The sequence below is a fragment of the Paenibacillus sp. PAMC 26794 genome (assembly GCF_000316035.1).
Classification (GTDB): Bacteria; Bacillota; Bacilli; order Paenibacillales; family Paenibacillaceae; genus Paenibacillus.
Genome location: NZ_ANHX01000068.1, coordinates 1 through 21,022 on the forward strand (window position 1 = coordinate 1; position 21,022 = coordinate 21,022).

Genomic DNA, 21,022 nt, shown 5'->3' on the forward strand with positions numbered 1-21,022 from the left:
CCAAGTTTCTTTCGAAGCTTATTTCATACGCTTGCCGCACCGTGTAAACCGTGTTTTCTTGGCCGGAATTAGAATATACCATGTACAGATTTCAATTGCAAGCCTTTTTTCAATAATGATAATCAACCCATATCATCAGCACAATATGTAATCTGACGCTCCTGTACATACAAATAACTCTCAGCATCCTTATTACGGTGCTTCTAATATACATATCCATTAAACATAACCAGGGAAGTCACTTCCACTGCGATTGCAGTGAATAATTTCTTGTGACTAGCCCTAGTTTTCGAAGATCTCACTTTTCTTTCCTTCTATATAAAGGAGACATTCATTCCTTAGGCACAGCTTACACACTCCGCTTCACTTCTTAGTGCTTACAATATGCGCTTACCAAGTAACGAAGCAATCAGTTCCACACCAAGTCGTGCCGTATGTCTATTGTGATCAAACAACGGATTCACCTCAACCAGTTCCATGGACGTAACTTGATTTGTGGAAGCAAGTATCTCCAATGCATAATGCGCCTCTCGGTAATTCAAACCACCCGGTACTGGGGTGCCTACACCCGGAGCTTCCCGCGGATCCAGACAATCCATGTCAAAGCTGACATGAATACCATCTGTCCCTTTTCCCGCTGTAGCTATTGCTTGCTCAATAACTTGCTTTATTCCCATACGGTCAATATCATGCATCGTAAATGCTCGGATTCCCAGTCTCTTAATCTGCTCTTTCTCATACTCATCCAGATCACGCAGACCAATATAGACCAAGTTGGACGGATCAATAAACGCGCCTGCCCCAGCAATGTGCGACAGATTGTATGCAGTATGCCCCAAGGATGCAGCCACACTCATCCCATGCATATTACCGGACAAGCTGCGTTCTTCCGTATTCAAGTCTGCATGCGCATCAAACCAGATCACTCCCAAATTCGAATAGTGCGCTGTTAGCCCGGCAAAAGTACCAATCGCTACACTATGATCTCCCCCAAGCACAAGTGGGAAAGCCCCCTCCTCTACTGCACCTGATACCTCACTACACACCTTCTCACTGACCTGACGTACCTCATTTAAGTGTTTCACACGATTTCGCTCAATAGGCGCAGCAGGTTCGGAAGGACAATCTACCCGCACTTCTTTGGAAAGCACTAGCCCAAGACTCGCAATCTCCCGCTTCAGTCCAGCTGTAATCAATTCATCAGGCCCCAACTCTGCTCCACCTCTTGCTCCACCGAGTCCAAAAGGAACCTTAATGATAGCAATATTACGCCGCACAGAGGTTTGACTTGTATTAATAGAAGTATCTTTTATTCCACCATGGACATCATCATCATTTTTCATGTAGGTCAGCTCCCTCATTGTTGATCAATACCTGCTCAATTCTCTCCAGTGCCCAGTCAATCTCAGACTCTTTAATCGTCAGTGGTGGGGCAAATCGAATGGTTGTCTCATGTGTTTCTTTACACAGCAGTCCAGTAGACATCAACCGCTCACAATAAGGACGGGCCGGTTCATGCAGTTCAACACCTATAAATAAGCCTTTCCCCCGAATATCCCGTATGGCTGAACTGCGAATATCTCGAAGTCTTTTCATAAAATAGTTCCCCAGACGTTCCGATCGCTCGGCAAGCTTCTCATCTTCAAGAACTTTCAGAGCTGCTATAGCCACGGCGCAGGCGAGTGGGTTACCCCCAAACGTAGAACCATGAGACCCCGGCTCAAACAAATCAAGTATCTCCGCATCAGCAGCGATAGCCGAGATTGGCATGACTCCTCCCCCCAGCGCTTTGCCCATAATCCAGATGTCTGGTTCAACCCCTTCCCAGTCGGAGGCAAAACGGCGACCTGTTCTTCCAAATCCGGTCTGGATCTCATCAGATACTGTCAACACCTGCTGACTCTTACACAGAGCAAAAGCTTCAGCCAAATATCCATCAGGCGGGATAACGATTCCAGCTTCACCCTGAATAGGCTCTACAAGAAAACCAGCCGTATTTGGCGTAATGGCCTTTTTCAGCGCTTCAATATCTCCATAGGGAATAATCCGGAATCCAGGTGTGAACGGTCCAAAATCTTTTTTATACTCCGCTGAAGAAGAAAAGGACGTAACCGTCAGAGTTCTTCCATGAAAGTTACCAGAGCATACGATAATTTCGGCTTGATTCTCCGGTACACCTTTGCAACGATAAGCCCATCTACGTACCGCCTTCACCGCAGTCTCCACCGCTTCCGCTCCTGTATTCATGGCGAGAATCTTCGATTTCCCCGTGAATTGTGAGAGTTTTTGATAAAAAAGAGAAGCTGAGCTGCTGTGGAATGCCCGTGATGTCAGCGTAACCTGATCTGCCTGATCCTTGAGCGCCTGTATGATCACAGGATGTCTATGACCATGATTCAATGCAGAGTATGCACTTAACATATCCATATAACGGCGGCCTTCAGGGTCTTCCACCCATACCCCTTCCGCCTGCTCAATAACAATAGGGAGCGGATGATAATTAGGTGCAGCATAACGCTCCGACCAATCAATTAACATTTTGGAATCTGACATACACACCCAACACCTTTCCGAAATATTGTATACAAAATACAATAACAATGTATGCGATGCCATCGCCATTTACGACTACATCTCTCTTTTTCCACTCCAGCCTACTCCAAGCCTTTCTCGAATCAAATCCTTTATCAATAGTTAGCGAGAGGTAGAAAGTCTACGTTCCAACCAAGAGAGTAAATTAGCCAGTGTAAATGTGATTATAAAGTAGAGGCCGGCGGCAACAAGCAGCGGAGCAAGCGGCTGGAACGTAACACCCTGAATTGTTCTGGCCGTGTATATAATCTCGGCTATGCCGATCATGGAGACAAGCGAAGAATCTTTAATGATAATAATGAATTCATTGCCGATAGCTGGAAGCATGTTACGAAAAGCCTGCGGCAGTATAATATAGCGAAGTGTCATACCATGTGTCATACCAAGGGAGCGCGAAGCCTCGGTCTGTCCTTTGTCAATCGCTTGAATCCCGGCCCTGAACACCTCCGCCATATAAGCCGAGCTATTCATCGTCAGAGCTACCACCCCCGACATAAATGCCAGCAAGTTCACACCCACAACCGTCAGACCATAATGAATAATAAGAATCTGTACTAGCATTGGCGTTCCTCGAATGAGTTCAATATACGCCGATGCCACAAATTTAATTGGCCATATTCGGGATATTCGCATCAATGCCATGATTACACCAAGTAACGTACCAAACAATACACCGAAGAAGGAAAGTTCAAGCGTGACCCACGCACTTCGTGCATAATCCTGCCAATGTTCTACTAGAAAGGAAAAATCTAAATTCACGACATATCCCTCACTCGTCCGGTTTATTCACCGAGCATCTCATTCGCTTCAACGACGAACCGTTCAATATCTCCGTTCGTTTTGAGCTTTTTCAATGTAGTGTTGATCTGATCCAGCAGCTTCTGATTACCCTTCTTCACCGCGATGGCCGAACCACCCTCGTCTTCAGCCTGTTCAATCTCTACACCCGCAACAACAAGCCCCTCTTGGTTCTTCACATACTGTTCAGCCACTGGCTTCTCCAGGATGAGTGCGTCTACGCGCCCCGTCTGCAACTCCAAAATCAGCTCAGGTATTTTAGCCAGAGAAGTCAGCTTTGCTCCCTCTATTTCCTGAGCGATCCCCTCCTGAATAGAACTCTTTTGCACACCAACCTGCTTGCCTGATAGATCATTCACAGACTTTAATGCCGTACCTTCCCCATCTCTAACAAGTACAGCCTGCTCCGCATAATAGTAGATATCCGTAAAATCAACATTCTTCTTTCGTTCTTCGGTAGGGGTTAAGCCTGATATTACAAAATCAACCTTATCTGTACCGAGAGCCATAAGAAGGCCATCAAAGTCCATGTCCTCGATCTTCAGCTCGGCTCCCAGATCAGCCGCAATTGCTTTGGCAATCTCGATGTCAAAACCTACGATAGTATCTTTACCATCGATTTTCTTATGAAATTCATAGGGTGCATAGTCCGCACTGGTTCCAAGTACAATTACTTCCTTTTCCGCAGGACTACTTCCCGAAGACGAAGTAGCGTCTGATCCGGTCCCAGTTGTTTTTTCCTGACCACATGCGGACATGAATACAACGACTAACAACAGCATCATTGGCAAAAGCACTTTTTTCACACAGCATACCCCTATTCTTTTTTTGAATGAGTAGCATAATAATTTGTATACAATATACATAAGACAATATATGGACTTATATGTAAGTAATACTAACAAATAATCCGGTATATCACAATCATTATTTAAACATTTATACGCTTTAATTCCATAAAATGTGCTATATATAACACAGCATTTACATCGGCTGAAACATGAAGTTTGCTTGCCCAACTTCCCCCTCGGTGTTAAGATGATAAAAACTTGAAACTCCTGAACGGCACGCACAGTACGGCCTCACACCCATCTAATCATTCACTATAAATAGAAAGGAGGATTCGGTATGGAGGTACCCAAATACCGGTCCTTGAAAGATCACGTATACGATTACATTGCCCAGAAGATTCAGGACGGAACGTTACTTCCCAATCAGAAGATCAACGAGGCCGAAATATGCAAAAAGCTGGACATCAGTCGCACGCCTACTCGAGAGGCCCTTTTCCAGCTGGCTTCGGACAATCTGCTGCAATACATCCCACGCAGGGGATTTATTGTCACTCCTTTTGATGCAGGCAAAAAACTGGAGTTCTCCCAAGCGATCGGTGTACTAGAGGCACTGGCTGCCACACTTGCTGCAGACCATCTCAGACCATCTGAACTTTTGAAGATGGAAACTCTGGTTGTCCGAATGGACGAAGATATCAGCCAGCTTGATCTTGCTGCCTACAACAAGAACCAATATCAGTTCCATAATCTGTACATTCAGCGATGTGGTAACGCCACAGTGATTGAGATGTTAAACACATTGAAGAACAGCTTCATCCGGCAGTCGTATGTTAGTGATAATAAGCCAAAGCTATCTGAGGTACTGCTCGAAGTTAATGAAGAGCACCGACAAATTTTAAGTGCTTTTCGAGCCAAGGATAAGAACCAACTGGAAGCCCTGCTCAAACACCACTGGCGGATTATCGACAACGATATGCTGTAGTACGTTCTGTCAGAACAAACCAAAGGCAACCCACACGATTGTGTGAGTTGTCTTTTTCCTATTTTTCCTTTTTGACCTCCAACGGTGTCCTAGCCGCAAAAACAGCATATCCCAACTTTTTGCCGTATTTCGCGAGCAAACGATCATTGGTAAGACTCATACGCTGCATACGTTCATCCTCAAACCAATTCATATCGATCTCGCGATGTGGATCATGATCAACGCCCCATTTTCCCATAGATCGCGAATGTTCTTTGACCTCCACCTTGGTGAAACCACACTGTTTGAGGCGTTTTTTCCATGCTGTGGCCGTTGCCAGGGTTCGTATACCGTAAAATTGCTTTAATCTGCGGCTCATTAATTCGGTCTTACTGCCTGATAGAACCATCTCCCGATCCACCAAAAGTCCAGCGGTCTTCAATACTCTTCTATATTCAGCAAGTGCACTCCGCCATGGGGTGAAGATCGTAACCGACTCCACGAACACCACATCAAAATGATTTTCCGGAAAAGGCAACGCTGCTACATCGGCCTGAACAAATCGAACATCCACCCGTTCTTGTCTCGCTCGCCGAACTGCCTTATCCAGCATATTACGATGAAGATCAATCGCTGTTACCTGATATCCACTTTTAGCCAAGTAACACGCAGTCCTCCCAGTGCCACACCCTATCTCAAGGATATGACTACCCACAGGCAGAGATAAGCTATCCAGCAACTTCAGCGTTGCCAAAAATCCTCCAGGATGGGCACTTCCCTCCCCTAACCGAGCCAGCATGTCATGATAATCCACGCGACACCCCCTCCTCACTCCTCCCAGTGTATGGAGCAGACTCAAAAACGGCTCCTCCCCATTCGATTTTCCGGGTACTCGTCCATACCAATTGGTCTTCTTTTTACTATGATATACAAACCGTTGAATTCAAGCGGCAACCGCATCTAATGAGGAGGATTTGCATGTACAGAATTAATCGGGTATGTGAAGAAACGGTTTCTCCGCACGTTGGACGTTCTGTTTGTCTCGTTATGAACGACGGTAAGCATATGTATGGTACGCTTAGTCAATGTCGTGATGGCAAAATTTATTTGAACGGGTGTTTCGAGGGACCACGGCTGTGTTCAGTCAAATCCAAACAGCAGCTGGTAAAAAGCAGCAAGAAAAACGCTGTTGCAACAAAAAAAGTTAAATCTTCGGCCTACGGTCGATATGGATACGGTCGGGGTTACGGCTATGGAGCAGGGATCGAACTGGCTCTGGTAGCAACACTGTTCCTGCTGCCATTCCTATTCATCTAAACTCAAATCTGATCGTGTAAAATTGTAGTCACAACAAAGACCCTTTTTGCTTATAGCGAAAAGGGTCTTTGTCTTTTTCATACGATGCATGTCAATTATAATATATTTTCTGTAAAGAATGATACAAAAAAAGGCATTCGCCAAAACGAATGCCGGGAACTTCATATTTAATACCCTTACCATCGCACAGGGTGTCTGTTTGATCTTAAAAAAAAACACCTCGTTAGAGGCGGGTAAGCTATGTTAAATCCGATTTCCTTTAGGCATCGTTTTCAGATTACTATTCGAATTCTCAAGCAATGGTAGCATCCTAGTCGTGCTGACCATCTCAGAAGCACATATCGGACAAGTAGGTACGTTATCAAACGCAAAATTGTCCCGCATCCATCCTTTGCACGTATCACTCGTACATTCCCAGATTGCCGCATCAGCTTGTGGAATCTCTTCCAACGGTTTTTTGCGATTATACATGACTTCTACCCCCTTTGTTATGGAAAAACATCTAACCGACGTTATTTCACAGAAGCCTACACTTAGCGGAAGTTTTACATCCCACCGAACTCCTGCCTCGACAACTAATGGGTCGATTTTTATATAACTGATCAAAAAAAAGAAGCTGCCTTTACCATTTTAACATGTTAAAGGCAGCTATGCTTTAATTACAGTTTTACAACTTCTTCTGCTTGAGGACCACGGTTTCCTTGTACAATTTTAAATTGCACGCGTTGACCTTCGTCCAGAGTTTTGAAGCCGTCGCCTGTAATAGCGCTGAAGTGTACGAATACATCTTCTCCGCCTTCAACTTCGATGAAACCGAAGCCTTTATCAGCATTGAACCATTTTACTGTTCCGTTTTGCATGTGAATTACACCTCCAAATAAAAATTAACATGTTCCTTTGTTCTTTGCAGCAAGCAAATAAAAATTCACACATTGAAAAAGGTACCAGTCATAAACTATAAGTGATCGCCCTTTACAATATATGAATTAGGTTTTCCACTCTCTACAACTTGTTTTTATTATAACTCCAATTCAGCCAAAAAGCAAATCTTTGTATTTTCTTTTCAAACAGCTTTGGAAATACATGTTATTAACTGGCACGGGGACAGGGTTTATCACACTTAAGTGGCCGGTCTCTCGTGTGCAGTCTTATGAAAGGATATGCAAATCTGATCCAACTTATACATATTTATATAAAATTTCGTCATGCATATCCAACACAACTAAAGAATCATCTTACTACACTTTACCCACTATGTCCATGCCCACATAAATGCATCCCGATCCCAGGCGATCTGTCCACGATGAAGCTTCCGGAAAGCCTTCTTCACTTCTTTGGACAATGACGAATTGCCGTTCTCATTCATAAAAACAAACTCTTCACCAAAATGGGTCTTCACATATTCTATGGCAGCTTCCTGATGAAGAGTTCCTGTGAATTTAATCTCCTGAACCATCCATTCTGCTACTCCCTGTGCTGTCTTCTCCACAATATCACCTACTGTCTGAACATCATGTACGGATAGGCAGACTTCGTATCCTGAACATACCTGTCTTCCCGCCAGACTGAAGTATACCATGATCCAACCACTGACGGGAAACCGTATGATAAGTTCCGGGCGAGAACGTTAACGAACAACCCTATGGGCCTGCTCACTCCCTTTGGAAGGAATAGATAAATTCGTTCGATGACTCCACACTAACCATGCACAGTATGCAATCAGTACTGCCAGTATAAACAGATCGTAGGGAAGTGTGCCTGTGTCCTGCAGATCATTCCCTAGAAATTGAATCAGATTATGTATGAAATGAAACAAAATAAGCGGTACGATATTTCCGTTCTTCAGCATCAATAACGCCAGTGCAGCTCCCAGAAGCAGCGCATATATCAATTGCATGATCGTATCTGTCATATGCTGACCAGACAATGCGTTCAACAGATGTGTAATTGAAAACAAGATGCTGGAGGTCACAACTGCGGCCACTGCACTTTTTCGAAGCAATATTTTGAAAATAAGCCCTCGATAGATCGTTTCCTCAACAAAAGCCACGAGCAAGGTGAAGAAAACAAAAAAGGCTACACGTGACAAGCTCAGCTCCCCAAATCCTTTCAGGGCAAGTGTACCCAGTACAAGGAGTAGTGGAATATAATACTTTGCGTGGCCAGCTGGGATACTTCGCAAAGATCGGAAGCCAGTCTCTCCCCACTTGCGCCTTAACGTCAGATAGATCATCAGAACAATTGCGATGGGTGTAAAGGAAATGAGTACAGGGGAAGTGTAGTCAAGTTGCTTTATCGTCGCAATGGCTCCTGCTGCCAATACGGCTAACAGGAGAAGTAGCTCAATAATTACAACGGCGAGTACAGGTCTACGCTCAGAAAAGGAATGTTTTGGCTTGGATTGCGGATTAATCATACATTTGCCTACCTCGTTTCATTTATGTTTTCCGTTGTCATATGAACTTATATGCCAATATAGTTGTATCACATCATTAGTATATTGAATATTCCTATTATGGATAGAACTACAAAAGTAACAAAAAAGAGACTTATCCTGACTGCTTTTCCCCTAAAATCAGGTATGGCTTATACCTTGATCTGTCCATTATAGTATTACAAGAGTTCAATGCTGCAGGGGTGCAGCGACTCTTCGACGTCATATATCTATGAAGTACCCATTAACGATAGTTTCACAATGCATAATGAAATCAGGGGGATACTATGAAAGCATTCTTTCAGCGCTGGGGGCATTTACTGGCTATTCTGTGCATACCGCTCCAAGGCTCCATTTACGTATTTCTAGGCAGCAACACCGGAAGTGATGTATTCTACAATTATGCTTGGATTGACACACAGATTCCTTTTCTCAAAGAATTTATTTATCCGTACATTAGCTGGATGCCCATTCTGTATCTTGGATTTCTCTATTTGGGTCTGACGAACAAGTCGCTATTCTGGCGTACGTTGATTACCTATAATGTTGGTGTCATGGCTGCCAATGTCTGTTTTGCGGTGTTCCCTACCCATGTCCCGCGCCCGGAGATCGGCGGAACTGATCTGAGCAGCGTGTTAGTGCAGTTTATCTATACCAATGATGCGCCCTTCAACTGTTTCCCAAGTGTTCACGTTCTGACCAGCTACTTGCTGTTTATTGTGATCAACAGACACTTGAACTTTAAGCCTTTGGCACGGATTTCTTGGTCGGTATGGCTGTGGTTGATCATTGCTTCAACGGTGTTTGTAAAACAGCATTCCTTGCTGGACATCGCTGGAGGCATTTTGTTTGCTGAGGCCGCGTATTGGACTGTACATGTCTTTGCTCTTCGTCTGGGGCAGGCACGAAAAAAAGGCAAGCAACCACTCACAGCTTCTAATACAAGCAGTCATGTATAACGACATTTATATATGTAACAGGTGGGATGATGATCCTGCTATACAGCAAAAGAGGGCCTAGGCCCTCTTTTTTTGTACTCATTTAATTAAACCTACTTATATAGAAGAACTTTATTTGGGTTGGACTACGCGTTTCATGCTATAGGTGGCCGTTCATGAAGAAGGTCAGACGGTGGACTTCCGGTTATACGTTTGAATATGCGGTAAAAATAAGACAGATCCCGGTAGCCGAGAAATTCGGCAATTTCCTGGATGGAGAGTTGTGACTCAGTGAGCAGATATATGGCTCGTTTCATCCGTTGATCATGGACATATTGACTGATGGTCTGATTTGTCATGCTTTTGAATAATGCGGCAGCATAATTGGGAGTCTTATTGATCTCGTCCCCGAGTTCTTCCTTCGTCACTTTCTCCCGATAATGCCGCTCAATATATCGCTTCATCCGTTCAACATGAATATGCCTCTCCGGTGGAATAACTCCACGATCAAGCTCCCTGTTCATATAAATCAACACTTCCATCAATAAGGCTTGGCTCATCATGACATAATAAGACGGACGCTCCTGCCATTGTTGATAAATAGCGCTCATGCGTTGATGGATCAGTTCGTAACATCCAGGTTTATGCCGCAAAGCCTCATACCGTTCCAGTGCAGGCAGAGTTTCCGTATGGTCGCGTTGCAGTTGAATTACAATCTGTGTGTGCGTTACTGTAGGAATGCTCTTCCCGTAATATGGGACACCACCCGGAATGAGGAGCAATTCACCCCTTTCCATGATCTGTTTATCACCGTTCACCCAATATACACATTTTCCATAAGTAACCAAGCTAAGCCGCCAAGTCTCATGGGATTGCACAGCTTCTTCGTACCAACCGACACCATTAATATGTCGTACTTCAAGTGGAGTGACCATAACACACCTCATTATCGGACTATACTCTAATCATTGTACTATAGTTCATACCCTGATTCGACAGAAAACGCTACAATACACATATAAGCTTAAATATGAGGAGGAAATTAGCATGTTAAAAACAAAAATTATTTGCACCATGGGACCTGCTTGTGACTCAATCGAATTGTTGAAAGTAATGATTCAGGAAGGTATGACCGTTGCCCGTCTGAACATGGCTCATGGTGAACTGGAAGATCACGTAACACGGATTAACAATATCCGTAAAGCGGCTTCCGAACTGAACACGTATATACCTATCATGATGGACATCAAAGGGCCGGAAGTACGTATCGGCAAACTGAAAGAGGCATCCTGCCACCTGCAAGCTGGTAAAGAACTGATCCTGACTACTGAAGAAATTCTTGGTGACGCTGAGCGTATTTCGGTAAACTATCCAGAACTGAACCTCGTTGTGAAACCTGGCGATCGTATCCTTATCGATGATGGCCTTGTGGATCTGACTGTACTGTCTGTGGAAGGATCCGATATCCATTGTAAAATCATCAGTGGCGGCATTCTGAAACCACGCAAAGGGGTTAACTTGCCAGGAATTAAAACGACATTGCCAGGTGTAACCGAGCGTGACGTTATGCACATCGGATTCGGGATCGAAAACGATATCGAAATTATTGCAGCATCCTTTGTTCGTAAAGGCGACGACATCCGTGAAATCCGCAGCATCCTGAAAGAACGCGGTGTAGAGCACGTACAGATTATCTCGAAAATCGAGAATCAAGAAGGTATGACTAATCTGGACGACATCATCTTGGCTTCTGACGGTATCATGGTAGCTCGTGGAGATCTCGGGGTTGAAGTACCAATCGAAGACGTGCCAATGATGCAAAAAGAAATGATCGATAAATGTAACCGTGCTGGTAAACCGGTTATCGTAGCTACACACATGCTGGAGTCCATGCAAGTGAACCCACGCCCCACTCGTTCCGAAGTTAGTGACGTGGCCAACGCTGTACTTCAAGGTGCTGACGTTGTGATGTTGTCCGGTGAATCGGCTGCTGGTAAATATCCGGTACAATCCGTGCGCACGATGGCTGCTGTTGCTCGCCGTGCTGAAACAATGATTGATTACAAAGAGCAATTCGCACAAAAATCGGCTCAACAGATCGCTGATATCACTGAAGTTATCAGTCAGGGCGCTGTAAGCTCTTCCCTCGTACTGAATGCAAAAGCAATCATTACTTCGACTGAGAGTGGATTCACAGCACGCATGATCTCCAAATATCGTCCAAAAGCGCCAATCATCGCAGTTACACAACATGAAGAAGTATTGGCGAAAATCTGCCTGCTCTCCGGTGTTATTCCGGTTATGGGCGACAAAGTAACCACTACGGATGAAATGTTCGAGTCTGCTACGCGTAACGCAATCAAAACAGGTTACATTGAAAAAGGTGACATCATTGTATTGTCCGCTGGTGTTCCAATCGGTCGATCCGGTAATACAAACCTGATCAAAGTTCAACAAGTATAATTCAATAGCTGAAACTGTAGCTATACATCTTAGCTATAAAATAGAAATAGAAATACAAAAAACCACCGGGAGCAGAAATGCTTCCCGGTGGTTTTTTGTTGATATTGTTGCCAATGATCGTGATGCTATAACAAACGAAATCGAGATTATAGATTTCGCGAGTAATTAACCAGATCCTGTGACATGGTGTTGATCTCATCCATTGAAGCATTCACCTGTTGTGTCAGGGCAGCTTGATTTTGCGTTAACGTAGACATATTACCGATATGCTCAAGAATCTGATCAATCAGTGTTTTCATCTTCTGCATACTATCTTCGATATTTACTGTGGCCTCCGAACTGTGATCAGCCAGTTTCCGCACTTCACCTGCAACGACGCCGAACCCCAGTCCCAGTTCTCCCGCTCGCGCGGCTTCAATGGCTGCATTCAACCCCAGCAGATTGGTCTGACTGGCAATCTCTCGAATAAACACAGTGATATTCTTCGTATCATCTGCACTGCTTTTCACTTGAATAGCTGCATCGGCAGATAACTCCTGTGCAGTAACCAGATCTTGTGCCTGATCGGTGATCGAGTTGATTCCACGTACCATCTCGCCAATGGACTCCGACAATTGTTTGGTTTTTAGATTCATGGCTTCCACGATCTGTTCCTTATTCTTCTCATGGGTGACATCTCGAATGGTTCCAGCTACACGGAGCGGTACTCCATCCTGATCCCTAATGGTCTCCCCTCCCGCGTGATACCACCGATACTCCCCGTCTTTGCGTTGCAGACGATAATCCAGATCGTACGGTGTACGACCACTGTAATCGTTCATATGTCTGGCAAATTCGTTGATCGTCCGATCATGGTCTTCCGGATGAAGTCGGCCGCTCCAGCTGCTGAACACATTCGGGAAATCCTGCTCGTCTTTAAACCCTAATTCTTTACGGAACTGGGGTGACCACCAAAATTCGTTATTTGGATTAACCACATCTCCAGCCACAACGGTCATATCCCACGGTGCCTCCACCAAGGCGCGGTTAACCAGATCATATCGGGTGACGAGTGCTTCCAGCTCATCAGACTTGCTCTTCTCCTCATGAATATCAAACATGATGCCCAGAAGTTTGACCGGAACTCCAGCCTGATTTCGGATGACTTGTCCAAGGCATCGGAACCAGCGAGTCTCTCCACTTTTGGTAATCATACGGCTGATGACGTTATAGGCAGTTGTTGCTCTTGTGTCATTCACATGTTTCATAATCTCCTGCACCAGTTGGGGTCTGTCATCCGGATATATCGATTTGGCCCAGCTTGCAAATGAATTGGGATAATCCTTGGCATTATGGAATCCTAACATTTGGCGGAATTCCTTCGAAAATGTGACGATATTATTGTTATCCAGTGGATCACCAGCAACAATTTCAGATTCCCATAATCCCACATTCATCGCCTGATTCAGCATTCTAAGACGCATTTCCACGCCTTCGTTTTGTGCTTTCATCATATGTACTGCTTTTTTGATGTTACTAACTATTTCATCGGTATCCTGAAATTCAATGCCCTCTTCAATCCATGTGCCATAGTCGCCCTTTTCTGCGTTTGCTACCAGTTTACGACTATACTCCAGTAATTTCTGATGTGCATCTATACGAAGGTGTTTGGTAGATTCAGTACGTTTACGAAACATGCTCATTTCTCCTCTTAGGTCATATGATATATATTTCGACATTATAAGACATTAAATGTAGAGCAATGGTCTTAATTATGTATAAAAACAAGAACCAGCGCTGAAACAGCACTGGTTCTTATATTAATTGCCTTTATTTTTTATGAAAATAAATCTTAAATGACTGCCTCTTACCAGCTACCAGCCAAAATTCAGTGTTTTCCCCGTCTCCACCCAAGTTTTGATGCTGCTTAGAATCATCCACCAGCTACTCTGTGCATTCGCAATGGAAGGATGGTTATCTGTAAATTGATCATTGATCAGCGTCAGCTTCGTACACTCGCCTACAGTTTCCAACTGGAAGACCACTCTGGATTGAAGCTCGGCATGATTCGCATGGTACGACGGTCCGGGATGCTCCTGATAACTAAGTCTGGACAACGGTTCAAATTCCAATATATCTCCGTACACATGTACAGTCTCCGCACCATCATTACCTGGCCCTACATAAGCAAATGGCTGACCTGGTTGGAAATTGGTGCGAAGTTCACTTCCGAAAAAGCTGTTCCGTGTGCCGTCTGGTGATATTAGAGCATTCCACACCTCTTCCAGTCCTGCATTGATATAGAATTCATATTTCAGTTCCATGGACTCACTCCCTTTATGTATTGGACACGCGATCTACCAAGCTCGCACTCCTATCCTATCGTTATACCCCAAAGGCCGTATTGTAAAAACGCGACAACAGGTAATATAGTCCTTTTCCAGAAGATCAGATATACTAAACTGGAATGAAACAACAGGAGTTGTTCAAGGTGATGAGACAGAATCAGAAAGGGAATGAGATATGAGCCAATCAACCAATATCATGGGCATCCCTTTTCCTAATGTAACGATGAATCAAACTGTTGCAATCCTTGGTGAAGTTGTAGATGAGGAAAGTAATAAACTATTCCATGTCATCACAGGCAATCCCGAGATTGTTATGTCCTGTCAAAAGAATGCCTCTCTTCGCAAAGTCGTCGATCAAGCCGGGTTGGTCACAGCTGACGGTGCTGGCATTGTAATGGTATCTCGTCTTCGAGGCGGACAATTGACTGAACGGGTAACCGGTTGTGATCTGTTGTTTCGTTTATTAGAGGAAGGCGATCAAAAACACTGGTCATTCTACATGCTGGGAGCAGAGGAAAGCGTCAGTGAACAGGCAGTAAAGGTCATTGCGCAACACTACCCCGGAGTTATCGTAAAAGGTAGACACCATGGTTATTTCCGAGCAGATGAGGAACAGCAGATTGTGGAAGAGATTCGTACTGCTCAACCAGACTTTCTTATCGTGGCTCTTGGCGCCCCCCATGCGGAACACTGGATTAACAAGTATCGCCACCAGTTGAACGCTCGTGTAGCCATAGGTGTTGGAGGCAGTCTCGATATCGTGGCTGGCAAAACCAAACGTGCCCCTGCGATATGGCAGAAGCTTAACCTGGAATGGCTCTATCGCCTCTTCAGTCAACCTTCGAGATGGCGCAGGCAACTCATTTTACCCCGTTTTGCTGTGCGGGCATTGTTGTTCAGAGAACCTAAATAATGTGAAATCAGCAGTAACCAGAGAAGTATTTACACTCCAAACAACCGAATGGCGAGCGCCATGGGCTGATGAATTAAAAACCTGTCCTGAAAATCAGGACAGGTGAATGACTTCTATGGTATCCCCCGTATGGATTACACCCTCCCGTTCAACCGAGCACACAATCCCACGTTTTTTGCGAGCCGCAGGCACGAATTTTTTGCGCAAACCGTCCTGTTCGTAGAATTGTTCAATCATTTTCCCCGGATGCACACAGGGAAGGTTCTCCCCTTCGCATATTAACCCTGTCCCGTTCGGAAATAAGAGCCGCGTTCCAGCAGGTAGTTCCGTCAATCGATCAATGCCACGGACCAGTATATTGGCACCAAGCCACTCTGGACGCACTTCAGGAATGTTCATTTTCTCAGCAATAAGAGCACATTCTTCCTCAGACACAATACTGATCTGGCGGCGATTCGCAATCGGTGTGCCACGCTTGTAGATTTTCTGACGTGAGTCCGCCGGACGAAGCAGACCATAATGACGGTCACCCGGAATTCCTGCAAGCTCAATGTCGATAAAAGGTACAACTCGGGTCACAAATGTGGATGGATCATCAGCCAACATGACGAATTGAACCGTTCCCATAGTAATCTCCTCCCTTTCCTGAGCAATCACTTCTTTATTGTTCATTATTACCCAATGAATGGATTGTCGACAATCGGCGTATGCTTACCTTTGTATCCATTTTATAATTTCAACATCATAACTCAACTGGAAAATGATAAGAATTTTAAATAATACACAATTAAATTGTTACAAATTAAATTTACTCTTTCCGTTCTCGTTGCAAACATTTATGCTAGGATGGACAAGTAAATAAATTACATATCAGAAGAAAGCAAGGTGTTTCCATTGATTAGTATCATTTTTGTAGCTCTTGTAGCTGTCGAACACTTCTATATCATGGTGATGGAGATGTTTATGTGGACTCGTCCACGCACAATGAAAACCTTCAATCTCACGCCGGAATTCGCCAAATCCACCAAATCTCTCGCGGCCAATCAAGGTCTTTACAATGGATTTCTTGCGGCAGGTCTGATCTGGGGACTCATATATCCGGATGCTGCCGTTGGACAGCATATTCAGATTTTCTTCTTAGCGTGTGTGATTATCGCGGCTCTTTATGGAGGAGCAACTTCTTCACGTTCCATCATTATCAAACAAGGATTGCCTGCGATCATTGCATTGTTGCTGGTGCTGTTCCTGTAATTTCCTGTCGATAGGTGCATTGCTGCGATTCATCTTAACTCCTTTATGGTAAGGTAGTGAATAGATGGCAGTGTACAATGACCAGAATCAATCTGGGATCGGAAGGAGAACATGTCATGGGATTGTTTGACAAGCTTCGGCGGCGCAAAAAGGAGAAGGTACCTGCAGGTGGTGCTGTCGAATCGACGAATTACAGTGAAACCATCGTGGGTTTTGTCCTGCTGGAGCGTGACGATTGTGATTTTGACCTCTTCATCAGAAATATGAGGAACGAATGGAATATTGAGATTGAGGAACGCCCGGAGGAGGGCAATCTCTTTTTCGAAGTGAATGGAATGCAGGTGGTATGTGCTCATATTGCCGCGCCTGTACCTGACCGTGAAGTTGAGGAGAATGCCAGGCTAAACATCCTTTGGAGAGAAGCGGAGCAAGTTACCTCACGGCACCAGTCTCAGATTATTGTCTCTGTTCTGAACGCAACAAATGCAATTGAGGGACATGTTCTGTTCACTCAAACAGCGAGTGCCTTATTACAGTTGGATCACGCGCTGGCAATATATATGGCCCCACTTGTCGTTGAAGCCAGTCAGTATGTCGAAACCAGCCGTGGAATCAAGCATGATGAGTTGCCCGTCTCGCTCTGGATTTTCATTGGACTATATCAGAATGCCGAAGGCGCTTCAGCTTACACTTACGGACTACGTAACTTTGACAAAGAAGAGATGGAGATTATGCAATCGTCGGAGTCCTTAAGCGACGTATTTGAGATGATGTTCATGACCACAACGTATGTGGTTGAAAACGACGTCACACTGCATGATGGGGAAACACTAGGCTTCTCGGTAGAACAAAAGCTGAGCATTTCCCTTTCCAAAGGTGTAGCAACGGAAGGTAACAGTTTGAAGATTGGCTTCTGACTTACGTAGGATTTTTACTTTATCGTGTCACAGTTGTAGAAGCCGTCTGGAGTTCATGCTCCGGATGGCTTTTAGCTATTCAACCTTCCTCCCAATGACGATATGATAACAATCCCTGAATTTAACTTCCCTAGGAATAAGTAGTCCATAAGAACCACTATATTATGAATTCAGTTTTCATTCTCGTTATTAAAAGGTATAATTAATAGGCTTATAGTCTCACATATTACATATTATTTATTATCGAGGAGTTGCCTACATGTCTGTTAGACGTTTGGATTCAACTAAACCTATTATTGAAATTATCTGGGAAGGTATTGTTTCTCCTGAACATGTCGAACAAGCAAATACAGAAATTCAGAGAATAGCTGAACAATTGGGAAGTTCGTTTGATGTGCTAGTAGATATGCGGAACATGAAGGCTTTCCCTCAGGATACCAAAGAAAAAATTGTGGAGCATCAGAAATTACTGACACAGTGGGGTATGCAGCGAGCCAGTGTAGCCGTGGGTGGTGCGATCGCCAAAATGCAACTGAATCGGATTTCCAAAGAATCAGCTCACCAGACTGAATTCCAATGGGAAACGTATGACGAGGCTTTGGCATTTTTGTTGAAATAATATTGAAGTGATACGGAGTAAGTATAAAGAGAGCTACCGATGCTGTACGTGGCACAAAGAAAGAGGCGTTCCCATGAGGAAGCGCCTTTTTTTTTTGCAGTTCTACGTGGCTTACTCAGTTTTGCCAGTGATCCGACCGCTTATCATTTAAGATCCAAGTTTACTTACACGCACCATCGTTACCGATGTACCATTTAGGGACTCCTCCACGAATCCTAACCGCTTATATAAGCGAATCGCTTGGTTATCCGGGTCAACACTGAGCGAGACTGCTTCAATTCCCCGCCGTTCAACCTCATCTAATGCGGTCTGAAGCAGTAAGGTACCTATTCCTTTTCCACGTGCATCTTCCGTTACAGCCATCCCCATCTCTGGCGTAGCTGCATTCACATAACCGTATCCCGCATTCTGACCCGTATAGAATCTTAATGTTATTGAACCTAATCTCTTGCCTTGCTGGTCAACTACAACATACCCGAAGTCCCCTTCTCTGCCCCAGTCTTCAACGTATTTGGACAGTCCGGGAGTATGAATACTTTCGATTGGAAGAGGTTCATCATCTTCTCTTCTATGCAGGGATGCGTATAACATCTCCCACAGGAAAGGGATATCCTGTTCCTCAATCGCACGTATATAATAGTTGGTCTTGGTCATGTTTGCTCCTCCTTCAACTTCTCAAATAGGCGGTCCATCTCATTCAGATTAAACTCATTGGTAATCTCGTAGTCCTCAAGTTGGTCTCTCGTTTTCGCCTCATTGTAGATGGAGATGGACTTTTCATTATAAAACGTCAGTCCGAATCCATCGGTAAAGCGGCCTTCTTTATTAATTTTAATTCGCCACTCATAGTAATACGGATTCCTTTCGGAAACGTCGAATGCCCGTACTCTTTTAAGATCAACATCCTTTAATAGCTTCAGCATGTCTCTAATCTCTTTGGGGTCTTTAATCGTCACTTCATCATCTTCGTTATACGGATCTGCACTTGAAATTTTCCTAATCTTCAGTCGATCCAATGTATCCAGCATCGTCATATGATCCGTGACCTCAGCCCGAAATGTGGTATGTTTGCTGGGGATATACATAGTATATTGACCAGAGGTATACATACGCACTGCAATAGCTAAAAAAACAATAATCATGGCGATACCCATAATGATTTTAATTCTTTTAACCATAGCGCTCCCCTCCATACACCACAAAACATATATAAAATGGTAATTAATTATATTTTCCAGTATAACATCTTACTTCTTCTCTTCCATAGTTATTTCTTATTTACTGCTGTCCATTTCGATAACGTTTTTGTCTAAACTATAATTATGGATAATGCTTGATCGGTAGCGAAATGAGCATTCAATCGGCATATTTAGACCTCCATACTATGATTACGTTCTCAGATTTAGTAGCTAAAATAAAAGTTGAATATTTAAACAAACAAGCCGCGTTCTCCCATAGGGTGAACACGGCTTGTTTGTTACTTTGTTATATTACCTATTCAGAACGAGGCAAGACGACACCCCTTATCCCTAGCCATGAATATGACACACGTAGGCTTGGACTCACGACAGGTCAGGTTACATCAGAAACCTAATTGTTTTCAGCGCAGTACACGGCCTGCAGATTCTCGGATAACCAGTTCGGGCTTCAGCACAATCTTCTGTGGCTCTTTTTGTTCATCCTTTAACTCTTCAATCAACAGATCTACAGCGCGATGTCCCAGTTCTTCAATTGGCTGGGCAACGGTCGTAAGTGGTGGACTGGTTACCGAAGCCAGAATCGTATTATCAAACCCGATAATCGACACATCCTCTGGCACGCGTAGCCCCAGCTCTTTGGCTGCCTGAAGTGCACCGATGGCTTGAATGTCATTACAACAGAACAAGCCTGTTGGGTGATCGTTCTCACCGAGCAGCAGTAGCGCCTCTTTTTTGGCAGAGCTCAGGTCAGCTGCGGATTCTCTGATCTGATTCGGTTCCAGCGTATGACCTGCCTTGATCAGTGTTTCACGGAATCCACGTACACGTTCCTGACTGCTGCTGACTTTGGACGGTTCCGACAATACCGCTACACGGGTGTGCCCAAGTTCAAGCAGATGCTCCGCTGCGAGTGCTCCGCCGAGTATGTCGTCAATGGTGACCGTATGTACCGACAGGGATGGCATATGACGGGCAATCAAAGCGACAGGGATAGACTGCTGCAAGAGAGGTGATAAAATTTCGGCATTATCGATCCCGGTTCCGATCATCATGCCATCGACCCTTTTTTGCTGAAGCAGATTCAGATAACGCTCTACCCGCTCGTCCTTATTATCTGTACTGCAGATGACCACGCTGTAGCCCAATTGACGGCTTCGATCCTCGACCGCTCTGGCCAGTTCTGCGAAATACGGGTTTGAGATGTCCGGTACGAGCAGCCCCAATGTATATGTCTGCTTACCTGTAAGTGCAGCTGCAATCGCGCTGGGTTGATAGTGAAGGCGTTCCATGATCTCCATAATCTCGGCGCGCCGCTTCTCACTGATCTTGCCTTTGCCATTAATGACCTGCGAGACGGTTGCAATAGATACACCCGCCTCGCGTGCTATATCGTATATGGTTGCTTTCATTGTTTTTCCCCATTTGTGCTATATATAATATACATAGATAATTGTTCTCTTCTTCTCATTATGCAGGGGGAAGTCTGCATACGCAACTTGAAA

General features: G+C 44.4%; 24 protein-coding genes. 8 read left to right on the forward strand and 16 right to left on the reverse strand.

Annotated features, from left to right (window positions below; genetic code table 11):
• Nucleotides 1-377: 377 nt before the first annotated feature.
• The 4 genes from rocF to D829_RS0122150 all read right to left on the reverse strand — a co-directional run bounded on the left by rocF (nt 378) and on the right by D829_RS0122150 (nt 4,196).
• Nucleotides 378-1,343 (reverse strand): arginase, encoded by a 966-nt coding sequence (gene rocF / locus D829_RS0122135; protein ID WP_017691114.1) that lies wholly within the window; start codon nt 1,341-1,343, stop codon nt 378-380.
• The gene (locus D829_RS0122140; protein WP_017691115.1) at nt 1,333-2,553 is read right to left on the reverse strand and encodes an ornithine--oxo-acid transaminase; all 1,221 of its coding nucleotides are present in this window, start codon (nt 2,551-2,553) and stop codon (nt 1,333-1,335) included. The genes rocF and D829_RS0122140 overlap by 11 nt, the downstream gene beginning before the upstream one ends.
• Nucleotides 2,554-2,694: 141 nt before the next feature.
• Entirely contained in the window at nt 2,695-3,351 is a 657-nt protein-coding gene (locus tag D829_RS0122145) for an amino acid ABC transporter permease (protein ID WP_017691116.1), read from the reverse strand.
• A 23-nt stretch (nt 3,352-3,374) separates the two neighbouring features.
• Nucleotides 3,375-4,196, reverse strand: coding sequence for a transporter substrate-binding domain-containing protein (locus tag D829_RS0122150; protein ID WP_017691117.1), 822 nt, complete (start codon nt 4,194-4,196; stop codon nt 3,375-3,377).
• Nucleotides 4,197-4,518: 322 nt separating this feature from the next.
• Between D829_RS0122150 and D829_RS0122155 the strand changes: the two genes are divergently transcribed.
• Nucleotides 4,519-5,163: an FCD domain-containing protein gene (locus tag D829_RS0122155; RefSeq protein ID WP_017691118.1), complete on the forward strand. Its 645-nt coding sequence runs from the start codon at nt 4,519-4,521 to the stop codon at nt 5,161-5,163.
• A gap of 58 nt (nt 5,164-5,221) precedes the next feature.
• Here the strand turns inward: D829_RS0122155 and D829_RS0122160 are convergent, their stop codons facing one another.
• On the reverse strand, nt 5,222-5,956 hold the full coding sequence (locus tag D829_RS0122160) for a class I SAM-dependent methyltransferase (RefSeq protein ID WP_017691119.1): 735 nt from the start codon (nt 5,954-5,956) through the stop codon (nt 5,222-5,224).
• Nucleotides 5,957-6,120: 164 nt separating this feature from the next.
• On the opposite strand from D829_RS0122160, the gene D829_RS0122165 reads away from it, so the two are divergent.
• On the forward strand, nt 6,121-6,459 hold the full coding sequence (locus tag D829_RS0122165; protein WP_017691120.1) for a hypothetical protein: 339 nt from the start codon (nt 6,121-6,123) through the stop codon (nt 6,457-6,459).
• 243 nt (nt 6,460-6,702) lie between these two features.
• Here D829_RS0122165 and D829_RS0122170 read toward each other — a convergent pair whose 3' ends face one another.
• The 4 genes from D829_RS0122170 to D829_RS0122185 all read right to left on the reverse strand — a co-directional run bounded on the left by D829_RS0122170 (nt 6,703) and on the right by D829_RS0122185 (nt 8,875).
• Complete coding sequence (locus D829_RS0122170; protein ID WP_017691121.1) at nt 6,703-6,930, reverse strand: cold-shock protein; 228 nt, start codon at nt 6,928-6,930, stop codon at nt 6,703-6,705.
• Nucleotides 6,931-7,118: 188 nt separating this feature from the next.
• Nucleotides 7,119-7,319: a cold-shock protein gene (locus D829_RS0122175; RefSeq protein ID WP_017691122.1), complete on the reverse strand. Its 201-nt coding sequence runs from the start codon at nt 7,317-7,319 to the stop codon at nt 7,119-7,121.
• 392 nt (nt 7,320-7,711) lie between these two features.
• On the reverse strand, nt 7,712-7,948 hold the full coding sequence (locus tag D829_RS0122180; RefSeq protein ID WP_026081349.1) for a hypothetical protein: 237 nt from the start codon (nt 7,946-7,948) through the stop codon (nt 7,712-7,714).
• Between the two features lie 138 nt (nt 7,949-8,086).
• On the reverse strand, nt 8,087-8,875 hold the full coding sequence (locus D829_RS0122185; RefSeq protein ID WP_017691124.1) for a CPBP family intramembrane glutamic endopeptidase: 789 nt from the start codon (nt 8,873-8,875) through the stop codon (nt 8,087-8,089).
• Between the two features lie 305 nt (nt 8,876-9,180).
• On the opposite strand from D829_RS0122185, the gene D829_RS31710 reads away from it, so the two are divergent.
• Nucleotides 9,181-9,852 carry a phosphatase PAP2 family protein gene (locus D829_RS31710; RefSeq protein ID WP_017691125.1) on the forward strand — a complete coding sequence of 224 codons (672 nt, stop codon included), beginning with the start codon at nt 9,181-9,183 and terminating at the stop codon, nt 9,850-9,852.
• Between the two features lie 134 nt (nt 9,853-9,986).
• Here D829_RS31710 and D829_RS0122195 read toward each other — a convergent pair whose 3' ends face one another.
• On the reverse strand, nt 9,987-10,766 hold the full coding sequence (locus D829_RS0122195) for an AraC family transcriptional regulator (protein ID WP_017691126.1): 780 nt from the start codon (nt 10,764-10,766) through the stop codon (nt 9,987-9,989).
• A gap of 112 nt (nt 10,767-10,878) precedes the next feature.
• On the opposite strand from D829_RS0122195, the gene pyk reads away from it, so the two are divergent.
• Nucleotides 10,879-12,294, forward strand: coding sequence for a pyruvate kinase (gene pyk / locus D829_RS0122200; RefSeq protein ID WP_017691127.1), 1,416 nt, complete (start codon nt 10,879-10,881; stop codon nt 12,292-12,294).
• 146 nt (nt 12,295-12,440) lie between these two features.
• Here the strand turns inward: pyk and D829_RS0122205 are convergent, their stop codons facing one another.
• Together D829_RS0122205 and D829_RS0122210 are read right to left on the reverse strand one after the other, a co-directional pair.
• A complete protein-coding gene (locus tag D829_RS0122205) occupies nt 12,441-13,970 on the reverse strand; it encodes a PAS domain-containing protein (RefSeq protein WP_017691128.1) in 1,530 nt (509 codons plus the stop codon).
• Nucleotides 13,971-14,147: 177 nt separating this feature from the next.
• Complete coding sequence (locus D829_RS0122210) at nt 14,148-14,597, reverse strand: SRPBCC family protein (RefSeq protein WP_017691129.1); 450 nt, start codon at nt 14,595-14,597, stop codon at nt 14,148-14,150.
• Nucleotides 14,598-14,796: 199 nt separating this feature from the next.
• Between D829_RS0122210 and D829_RS0122215 the strand changes: the two genes are divergently transcribed.
• Nucleotides 14,797-15,534 (forward strand): WecB/TagA/CpsF family glycosyltransferase, encoded by a 738-nt coding sequence (locus tag D829_RS0122215; protein ID WP_017691130.1) that lies wholly within the window; start codon nt 14,797-14,799, stop codon nt 15,532-15,534.
• A gap of 93 nt (nt 15,535-15,627) precedes the next feature.
• Here the strand turns inward: D829_RS0122215 and D829_RS0122220 are convergent, their stop codons facing one another.
• A complete protein-coding gene (locus D829_RS0122220) occupies nt 15,628-16,161 on the reverse strand; it encodes an MOSC domain-containing protein (protein ID WP_017691131.1) in 534 nt (177 codons plus the stop codon).
• A 267-nt stretch (nt 16,162-16,428) separates the two neighbouring features.
• On the opposite strand from D829_RS0122220, the gene D829_RS0122225 reads away from it, so the two are divergent.
• The 3 genes from D829_RS0122225 (at nt 16,429) to D829_RS0122235 (ending at nt 18,321) form a co-directional block, all read left to right on the forward strand.
• Complete coding sequence (locus D829_RS0122225; protein WP_026081350.1) at nt 16,429-16,785, forward strand: DUF1304 domain-containing protein; 357 nt, start codon at nt 16,429-16,431, stop codon at nt 16,783-16,785.
• A gap of 77 nt (nt 16,786-16,862) precedes the next feature.
• Nucleotides 16,863-17,702, forward strand: a complete 840-nt coding sequence (locus tag D829_RS0122230; RefSeq protein ID WP_081595068.1) for a DUF4261 domain-containing protein — start codon at nt 16,863-16,865, stop codon at nt 17,700-17,702.
• Nucleotides 17,703-17,961: 259 nt separating this feature from the next.
• Nucleotides 17,962-18,321, forward strand: coding sequence for a hypothetical protein (locus D829_RS0122235; protein WP_017691134.1), 360 nt, complete (start codon nt 17,962-17,964; stop codon nt 18,319-18,321).
• Between the two features lie 147 nt (nt 18,322-18,468).
• Here D829_RS0122235 and D829_RS0122240 read toward each other — a convergent pair whose 3' ends face one another.
• From D829_RS0122240 to D829_RS0122250, 3 genes are all read right to left on the reverse strand, one after another.
• Nucleotides 18,469-18,975, reverse strand: a complete 507-nt coding sequence (locus D829_RS0122240) for a GNAT family N-acetyltransferase (RefSeq protein WP_017691135.1) — start codon at nt 18,973-18,975, stop codon at nt 18,469-18,471.
• The gene (locus D829_RS0122245) at nt 18,972-19,499 is read right to left on the reverse strand and encodes a hypothetical protein (RefSeq protein WP_017691136.1); all 528 of its coding nucleotides are present in this window, start codon (nt 19,497-19,499) and stop codon (nt 18,972-18,974) included. The genes D829_RS0122240 and D829_RS0122245 overlap by 4 nt, the downstream gene beginning before the upstream one ends.
• Before the next feature lie 422 nt (nt 19,500-19,921).
• Nucleotides 19,922-20,929 (reverse strand): LacI family DNA-binding transcriptional regulator, encoded by a 1,008-nt coding sequence (locus tag D829_RS0122250; RefSeq protein WP_017691137.1) that lies wholly within the window; start codon nt 20,927-20,929, stop codon nt 19,922-19,924.
• Nucleotides 20,930-21,022 lie beyond the last annotated feature (93 nt).